This is a genomic window from Candidatus Avelusimicrobium alvi (assembly GCF_958451995.1).
Lineage (GTDB): Bacteria > Elusimicrobiota > Elusimicrobia > Elusimicrobiales > Elusimicrobiaceae > Avelusimicrobium > Avelusimicrobium alvi.
Genome location: NZ_CAUDSG010000053.1, coordinates 1 through 7,741, shown reverse-complemented (window position 1 = coordinate 7,741; position 7,741 = coordinate 1). Strand labels below are relative to the sequence as shown.

The 7,741-nt window shown below is 52.7% G+C and carries 7 protein-coding genes; 1 reads left to right on the top strand and 6 read right to left on the bottom strand.

Going from position 1 to position 7,741, the window contains the following annotated elements; translation table 11 throughout:
• Window positions 1-228: 228 nt before the first annotated feature.
• Together ACQY36_RS07645 and ACQY36_RS07640 are read right to left on the bottom strand one after the other, a co-directional pair.
• A complete protein-coding gene (locus ACQY36_RS07645; protein WP_428078674.1) occupies window positions 229-549 on the bottom strand; it encodes a hypothetical protein in 321 nt (106 codons plus the stop codon).
• A gap of 101 nt (window positions 550-650) precedes the next feature.
• Complete coding sequence (locus ACQY36_RS07640) at window positions 651-2,039, bottom strand: YfcC family protein (RefSeq protein ID WP_428078672.1); 1,389 nt, start codon at window positions 2,037-2,039, stop codon at window positions 651-653.
• A gap of 531 nt (window positions 2,040-2,570) precedes the next feature.
• On the opposite strand from ACQY36_RS07640, the gene ACQY36_RS07635 reads away from it, so the two are divergent.
• Window positions 2,571-3,254 (top strand): helix-turn-helix transcriptional regulator, encoded by a 684-nt coding sequence (locus ACQY36_RS07635; protein ID WP_428078670.1) that lies wholly within the window; start codon window positions 2,571-2,573, stop codon window positions 3,252-3,254.
• Between the two features lie 567 nt (window positions 3,255-3,821).
• Here ACQY36_RS07635 and ACQY36_RS07630 read toward each other — a convergent pair.
• The 4 genes from ACQY36_RS07630 to ACQY36_RS07615 all read right to left on the bottom strand — a co-directional run.
• Window positions 3,822-4,313, bottom strand: coding sequence for a type IV pilin protein (locus tag ACQY36_RS07630; protein WP_428078668.1), 492 nt, complete (start codon window positions 4,311-4,313; stop codon window positions 3,822-3,824).
• Window positions 4,314-4,494: 181 nt separating this feature from the next.
• A complete protein-coding gene (locus ACQY36_RS07625; protein ID WP_428072013.1) occupies window positions 4,495-6,279 on the bottom strand; it encodes an ABC transporter ATP-binding protein in 1,785 nt (594 codons plus the stop codon).
• A gap of 123 nt (window positions 6,280-6,402) precedes the next feature.
• Complete coding sequence (locus tag ACQY36_RS07620; protein ID WP_428078666.1) at window positions 6,403-7,509, bottom strand: hypothetical protein; 1,107 nt, start codon at window positions 7,507-7,509, stop codon at window positions 6,403-6,405.
• Between the two features lie 11 nt (window positions 7,510-7,520).
• Window positions 7,521-7,741: hypothetical protein (locus tag ACQY36_RS07615; protein WP_428078664.1), on the bottom strand; the 221-nt coding region annotated here is incomplete at its 5' end.

Below are 7,741 nucleotides of genomic sequence, written 5' to 3'. Positions count from 1 at the left end.
AAAAAAACAAATCAACCCCCTTGCCGGGGGCAGGCAATCTGGCCTGGCCAGGGTTCAGCAAAATACGGCACTTTTAGATAGTTGGGAGAGAAACATTCGGGGATATAAAAGTTTTCCAGGGGACGGTTCTTTATCTGCACGGCCTGCAAGGCCCCGGGCCGTCAACGAGCTTTTCCCGGCTGACACGGAGCCGCGCTGTGTTCGCCTCCTCAAACGCACCGCCCGGCTTTAGCGCGCCGCCCAAAAGAGTTCCGCGGCATAGTCCTGTATAAAAAACGGCACGCCCGGTTTATGCCAAAGCCCGGGCAGGCAGACGCGTTCCCGTTCAAACTCCCGCCAAAATAATCCATTTTCCTCTTTCGGACCGGGACCCAAAAACGCGCGGTTTTCATCCGCAAAAAACGCATTGTATACGCTTAGCATTACCTGCAGGCAAGCATCCGGGGACGGGCTGATCAGCTCCCCGCCCGCGCCGTCCACCTCCGCGCGCACACGCGCCGCGCGGGCAAAAATACGGTTTTCCAAATCCAGTTTTTGGGCGGAGGGCATACACATTCCTTCCCGCGGAGCGCGGGCATAATAAGGCGGGCAGATGAGCGGACAATAAAAAAGGCTCCGCGCGGGAGCCTTTTTTCAGGTAAGAAAAACAGCTACCAGTTAAGTAAATACGGCGGAATCAGCAAGAGCATGGAAAGAACGGCCAGCACAATCTGGAGCGGCACGTTCCAGCGCGCCCATTTCAGCCAGGGAATCCCGGCCATCCCGATGGCGGCCATCGTAACGGGCGCGGTGGGAATGACGGCGTTCGTCCAGCCTTCGCCAAACTGATAAGCCAAAATGGCCAGCTGCGGGTTCACGCCGATCAGGTCGGAAAGCGGAATCATCACCGGCATCGTCAGCACGGCCTGGCCGGAGCCGGACGCCACAAAAAAGTTAATAAACATATGCGCGAAGAACATCCCCTCCGCGGCGGCCAGCGGATGAAGGTGCCCGATGCCCTGCGCGATGGCGTGCAATACCGTGTCCAAAATGCGGCCGTCGGAAGCTATTACCACAATCGCCCGCGCCAGCGCCAGCATGATGGATACGCTTACCATACTGCGCGCGCCGTCAATAATGGCGTCCGTCGTTTGGTTTAAAGACAGCCGCCCGATTACGGCGGACAGCAGGCCCACGCCCAAAAACAAGCCGGAAATTTCAATAATGTACCAATGGTATACGGCCACGCCGTACACCAGGCCCGCCAGCCCCAGCGCAAACACGACGGAAATCAAAATATGCGAACGTTTAAACTCCGGCTTTTCCAATACGTTTAAATGAAGGTGTTTGCGTTTTTCCCGGTCGGCTTCGTAGGTAATGCTTTTTTTAGGATCTTTGCGCACCCGCTCGCCGTACAGGGTAACAAACAGAATCACCACCGCCGTACAAACGGCCCACACAATCAAGCGGTATCCCAGGCCGGAATAAAGCGGCAGCTCGGCGATGCCCTGCGAAATGCCGACGGTAAACGGGTTCATAAACGCGGCGCCAAACCCCACCCACGCGCCCAAAAACGGGATGCTTACGCCCACCGCCGTATCATACCCCAGCGAAAGCGCCAGCGGGATAAACAGCGGGATAAAAATAAGCGTTTCCTCTTCCATCCCGAATACGGCCCCGCCCAGCGAAAACAGAAGCATACTGGCGGGAATAAAAAATTTCTTCAGCCGCTCGCGGCGGGAGAATAAATAACTCGTACCCAGAATCACGGCGTTTACCGTACCGGTGCGCTCCAAAATGGTAAAAATCGCCCCGGTAATAAAAATAAACACAATAATGTCGGCACAGTCGCCAAACGCCTTGGCGGGCGCGGTCAGCACGGCGGCCAGTCCCTGGGGGTTGGCGTCCACGCGGTGGTAGGAACCCGCCACGGTGTAAGAACGCCCGTCCTTTTGGACGGTGTCATATTGCCCGGCGGGCAGCAGATACGTCAGCACGGCCATCACAATCATAATTGAAAAAATCAGGCCGTAAATGTTAAGGGAAAATCCGGATTTCATTTATATATTATAGATTATTTTCCTTTTTCCCCGCCTAAAAATCCGGCATAAACGGGCTTATCCGGCCAAAAAATCAAGCATATCACACACAAAACCGATCAGCCCCAGCAGCACGACAACGCTTACCAACGCTTTTAGCAAAAGAACACCCATAAGCCTCTCCGGCCGTCGGGCGCAAAGCCAAGTTTGGCGGCCGGGAAACCCTTTTCACGTGGGGCGGACGCGCGCAAAATCTTAACTTTGCTAACCCAAACGGCTTTTTATTTGCTACAATAGACTTACGCTTTCCTGGCGGAACGGCGCAGCCTGGACGTAACGGAGTCAAAACGCCGCGTGCGCGGCGCGGGTTTATAAGGATAAACCACCCCGTGTTTGGACTTTCCTCATATAGTGGAAGAATAAAACCAAGTACGCCCGTAAGATAAGAGGTGCTGAGGGCGCCTCTTATAGAGCTAGTATAGTAAGTATTGTTAGTATTTGTCAAGTTTTTTTTGGACCTACCGGGTCCTATATTTAAACAGGGAGGAGCCAATGATAAATAAATTTGAAAAACAACTGGAAAAATGGAACGGCGGCGTTCTGCGCGGGGCACAAGCAAAGTTAGCAAGACTCCTCCGGGTATCCACCGCCACCGTGGCGCTGTGGGCTACGGGCAAAAGGCGTCCGTCCAAAGGCTACGCCGCGCAGATGGCGCAGCTCTTCGGGCTGGACGCGTACGACGTGATGCGCCTCTTTGCCCCCACCACTACTTACCCCGATTTACAGCCCCGGCACGCGCCGCTGTCGCTGCGCGACGCGCAAAGCCCGGAAAATACTTACAGCGCTGACAATAAGCCGGAAGAAGAAGGGGCCAGCAACAGCGTATCCCTGCCGCTTCTGGCCCGCGTGCCGGACGACTATCCGGCCTATGATGAAAGCGACGTAGTGGAATGGTGGACGCTTCCGCGCCGGGCGGCCCGCGGGGCCAAATATCTGGTGCGGGACGCGCAGACGCCCCAGCGCGACGATTTATATTTAATTAAACCCGCCGGCGAATTAATAGACGGCGCGGTAATGCTCGTTCGGACCGGCGGCGGACACCTGATTGCACGCGTGCGCCAAGAACGCGAATCCGTCGTACTGCACCCGCAGGACGGCGGCCGGCCCCAAGCGTTTCCCGCCGGGGGCGTGCAAGCCGTGGGCGCGGCGGTGCGAAAAATAACGGACGCGGAGTAATTTCCGCCCCTTGATTTTAGCCGTAATTCCATTATACTATCAGTATCCCCCTGCGGGAGGCGGACAGAAAACTCCCCGGGGCGCCAGCCCTTCCTGTTGATGTCGGGCGGCGCGGTCGGATGATAACTGCTCCGGGTTGTTTGGCGCGCGGGCGCGAAGAGCGTGGCGGGCCGGAAGGCCGGGAGGCAGAAAATAAGAGTTCTTTGAGGATTGTGCAGCGATGCGGGGTTGTTCGGCATGCAAAGACCGTTTCACAAGCTCTGGGCCCGTTACCTGAGGGTAAGGGGAATTCGCCAGGGACATGGGGCGGTGCAGCGGACGTCAAGCGTCGTGTAACGCCGCAAAATTCTTAACTGTCAGCCAAATCCCGAACAAGGGGATAAGTGAGAAATCATGGAAGAGTCGACTAAATGAGTCCTCCGCGTTGAATAAATGCGGAGGGCTCTTTTTTATCTAAAATACTTCATAAATTTGTTTTTCCCCCACTTTAAAAGAGGGCCATCCAAACAAACCGCAAAAAGCCTCTGCAGCAAACTCCCTTGACTCAGCCCGGGAAATTTAATCAATTTAAATTCTGTAGTAAGGAGAAGAGGGAGATTCCCTCGTTCCAAACCGAGCGCAAAAGGTCTGGGAAGACGGATCACTTGAATTAATACGGCACAGAAGTTGACAGCCAGGCCTTGAAGGAAACACGTCAAACGCCACTGTTCTATAGTGGGAGGCTATATTGCCGTTACCGGGGATCATATAAAAATTAAACTCCCTTCCGTAAGCATTACAAGTTAAAATATTATTTGTCCCTCCGTTTAGGCTAGATACCCTGCATCCGGCAGAAATATCCACATCCAAATCCGTAAAAGAATGCGTCATACTGCCATTGGCCAGGATATATACTTGCTGGGCCTGGCAAACAGCTTTTAACTTGGGGAAAATAAAACCAGTTACACGGGCTTTATCCACCGCCGCTTCGTACTGAGGCCATGCCACCGCCGCCAATATACCGATAATTAATACCACCACCAACAGCTCTATAAGCGTAAATCCAAGGCTTTTTTGCACGGGATATATCCCCCTATTTATATAAGTTGATATTCCCAATTTATCAAAAAAAAAAAACGCGTCAAGGCTCTTTAAAAAGCGACAGATAAAAACGTCGTCATCCCCGAAAGTTGGCGGCCCGCAGGGGCATAAATAACTGCCCCCGGCGCAACCGGGGGCAGTTATTTAAATGGCGGAGCCGTTAGTCTTTCTTTTTAAACTGTGCGTTGTAGAGCGAAGCGTACGCGCCGTTAGGCAGTTTGAGCAACTCCTCGTGCGTTCCTTCCTCCACGATATGCCCTTCGTTAAGCACCACGATTTTGTCCGCATTTACTACCGTGGACAGGCGGTGCGCAATCACGAACACGGTGCGGTTTTTCATCAGGTTGTCCAAAGCTTTCTGCACCACGGCTTCGGACTTGTTGTCCAGCGCGCTGGTCGCCTCGTCCAAAATCACGATAGGCGCCTGACGGATAAACGCGCGCGCAATGGCTACGCGCTGACGCTGGCCGCCGGAAAGCGTCAGGCCGCGCTCGCCCAGCTCGGTATCCAGCCCGTTCTTAAGGGTGCGGATAAAATCATCCAGGTGGGCGTTTTTAACGGCTTCTTTCAAATCCGCTTCCGTCGCGCCCGGGCGGCCGATTAAGATATTGTCGCGAATCGTGCCCGAAAACAGGAAGTTGTCCTGGAACACCACGGCGATATGGTCGCGCAGGGATTTTAAGGTGAAATCTTCAATGTTCACGCCGTCAATGGTAATCGCGCCTTTGGTTACGTTGTAAAAGCGCGGCAGCAGGCTGACAACGGTGGATTTCCCGCCGCCCGAGTTGCCCACCAGCGCCACCGTCTTTCCGGCGGGAACCGTCAGGTTGACGTCCTTGAGCACGTATACGCCGGGTTTATAGGCGAAGGAAACGTTTTTAAAGCGGATTTCTTTATTAAGCCCTTTGAGTTCCAGGGAATCTTTTTTGTCGGAAATGGCGGTTTTCAGCGAGAAGATTTCAAAAATACGGTCAATCGCCAGGAAGGCTTTTTTGATGTCCACATAATTGTCGCCCATGGTTTTAACGGGCGTGTAGAGCATCAAAAGCGCGGTAACAAACGACGTAAAGTTACCGCTGGTAATCGTACCTTTTACAATCATGGAGCTGCTCTGCCAGAACACCAGCGCCAGCCCCAGCGAAACGATAAAATGCATCACGGGCGACAGCCAGCCCGTATGCTTCACCATACCCATATTGAGGTTGAAAATATCGTCCATCAGCCGGTTAAAGCGGATTTCCTGGTCTTCCTGCAAGTTATACGCGGCGATGGTGCGGTTGCCGTTGAACGTTTCGTTGTACGCGCGCATGGCGATGGAACCGATTACCACCGTATTGCGCACCAGTTCTTCCAGTTTTTTGCGCACAATAAAAATCAGCGCGCCGGCGGCGGAAAACGCCCCCACGGCGATTAACGTCAGCTGCCAGGAGTTGTAGAACAGCACAAAAATAAGCGTAACGGAGGAGAAAACGCGCGTGATAATCATGCGCAGGTTATTAATCAGGCCGTTGCAGGCGGTGTCCGCGTCGCCGTTATAGCGCATCATGATGTAGCCGGAGTCGGTCGTGTCAAAATACCCGCTGTGCATACTTAAAAGCTTGTGGAAAAGTTTTTTGCGCACGTCCAGCGTAATTTTATTGCCCACCCACGAGTTTAAATACTTCACCAAATACGTCAGCACGCTCTGCGCGAGCACAAACCCGATGATAAGCAACGGAATAAACGCGGCGAAGGCGGCGTCTTTGGCTACGAGTACATCGTCGGTGTAATACTTCATAAACAGCGCGACGGTCGCGTCCAGCGCGCCCACGGGCAGGGCAAGCGCCAGGCCCAAACAAGCGCGGAACCAATACGGTTTTACGAACGGCCACATTTTTTTATAATTTTCAACAAACGGATTTTTGGCAACCAGTTCGCCGACGGGACGGGTAAAAAAGTTTTTCATATATAACTTCTCCGGGGAAATTTAACCTATTTTTTATTATAACAATTCAAAAGCACATTGTCCCCCGGCAGCATACATAAAAAATCCCCGGCTGCACCGGGGATTTTTGTATCCGCCGTCCTTTTAGCGAAAAATAGACTCATAGCAGTAACTGGAACCCCAGTCTTCGTCGCTGGAGTCCGAGTCCATAGTTACGAGGTACTGGCAGTTGCCGCACGTGACGGTTTTCTTCTGCGCGCCGGAAGAGTCCAGCGCAAAGCCCCGTATACAGCTGTTATCATTTAGCCAAAGGCCGTCCGGCCAGCCGCACGATTCCGTCCACACCCAGCCGGAAGATAAAGTATCGGCCTTTTCCCATTGCCAGGTACCGGTGTATTCATATACAAAAGAAAAGTCATACCGGAGCACATACAAATCTACATCTACGGAAATTCCGTCATTCCGTTTGCAGCCGCTGTTGCGAATGTGGTTTCCGTCGTCCGAAGAGCAATTATACATACGGCAGGATATGTCAAACTCCACGGCCTCTTCCGGCACGTATGCGCATTTGCTGGTGCTCCAGTAAGCATACAGCGCGCCGCCGCACGAACAATCCTGCACTTTTTTACTTCTGCCTTCGGGCCCGGTAGAACAATCCACCACCGTGCCGCCTTTTGATTTTAATAAATAAGACGTATACGAATTACTCCCCGTCGTGCTCCCGTCTGACTTGTAATCTTTGGTATAAATGTTGCTCCATTCCAGCTCGTCATCGCCGCCCTGGCCGCTGGTCTGCACCTGCCCCGGAATGGTTAAATTGACGGCTTTCGCGCCTTTTACTTTCAAGCTGGCCGCATATAACGTATCTTCCACTTTGCTTTTAGCCGATGAAGCTCCCGACACCGTGGCCGTATTCGCCAGCAGACGCCCGCCCGTTACTTCGCTGTTGTTATTGACGCTAAGCGTACCTGAAATACGGTACTCCGGCGTGTTCCCGCCCAGGGTGGCGCCGTTTTTTAAAGACAGCGTTTGTAAATAGCTGTTTGCCCCTTTAAGCGTCACCGTTCCCACGCTCGCGCGCGTATTACAAAAGTTTAACAATGGTACGGACGTGGTGGCGCTGTAGTCCGCCGTTTCCAGCTGAGCGAATGTACCCAGCGGAGAAGACAAGGTGGTAACAAACGTCATTTGTTCGGCGTGTAATATATACGTACCGGAAAGTAAAACTAAGACGGTTAAAACTCGTTTCATAGAAACTCCTTTCATCCTGATGGGAATGGCCTAAATATCCCCGGAGAGAAGAGTTTAAACGAGGTGTGCGAGGGGATACGACCCAATAGGTCTTCCCCCAATTTATCAAAAAAAAAAAACAATACAAGCCTTTTATATCTTTCTTCTTTTATTTCTAAAAGAAGCAAAAGGTTCTGCTTCCTTTTTCTGACAGCAGAAAAAGGAACAAAAAGACTGCCGGCCGGTGCCCATA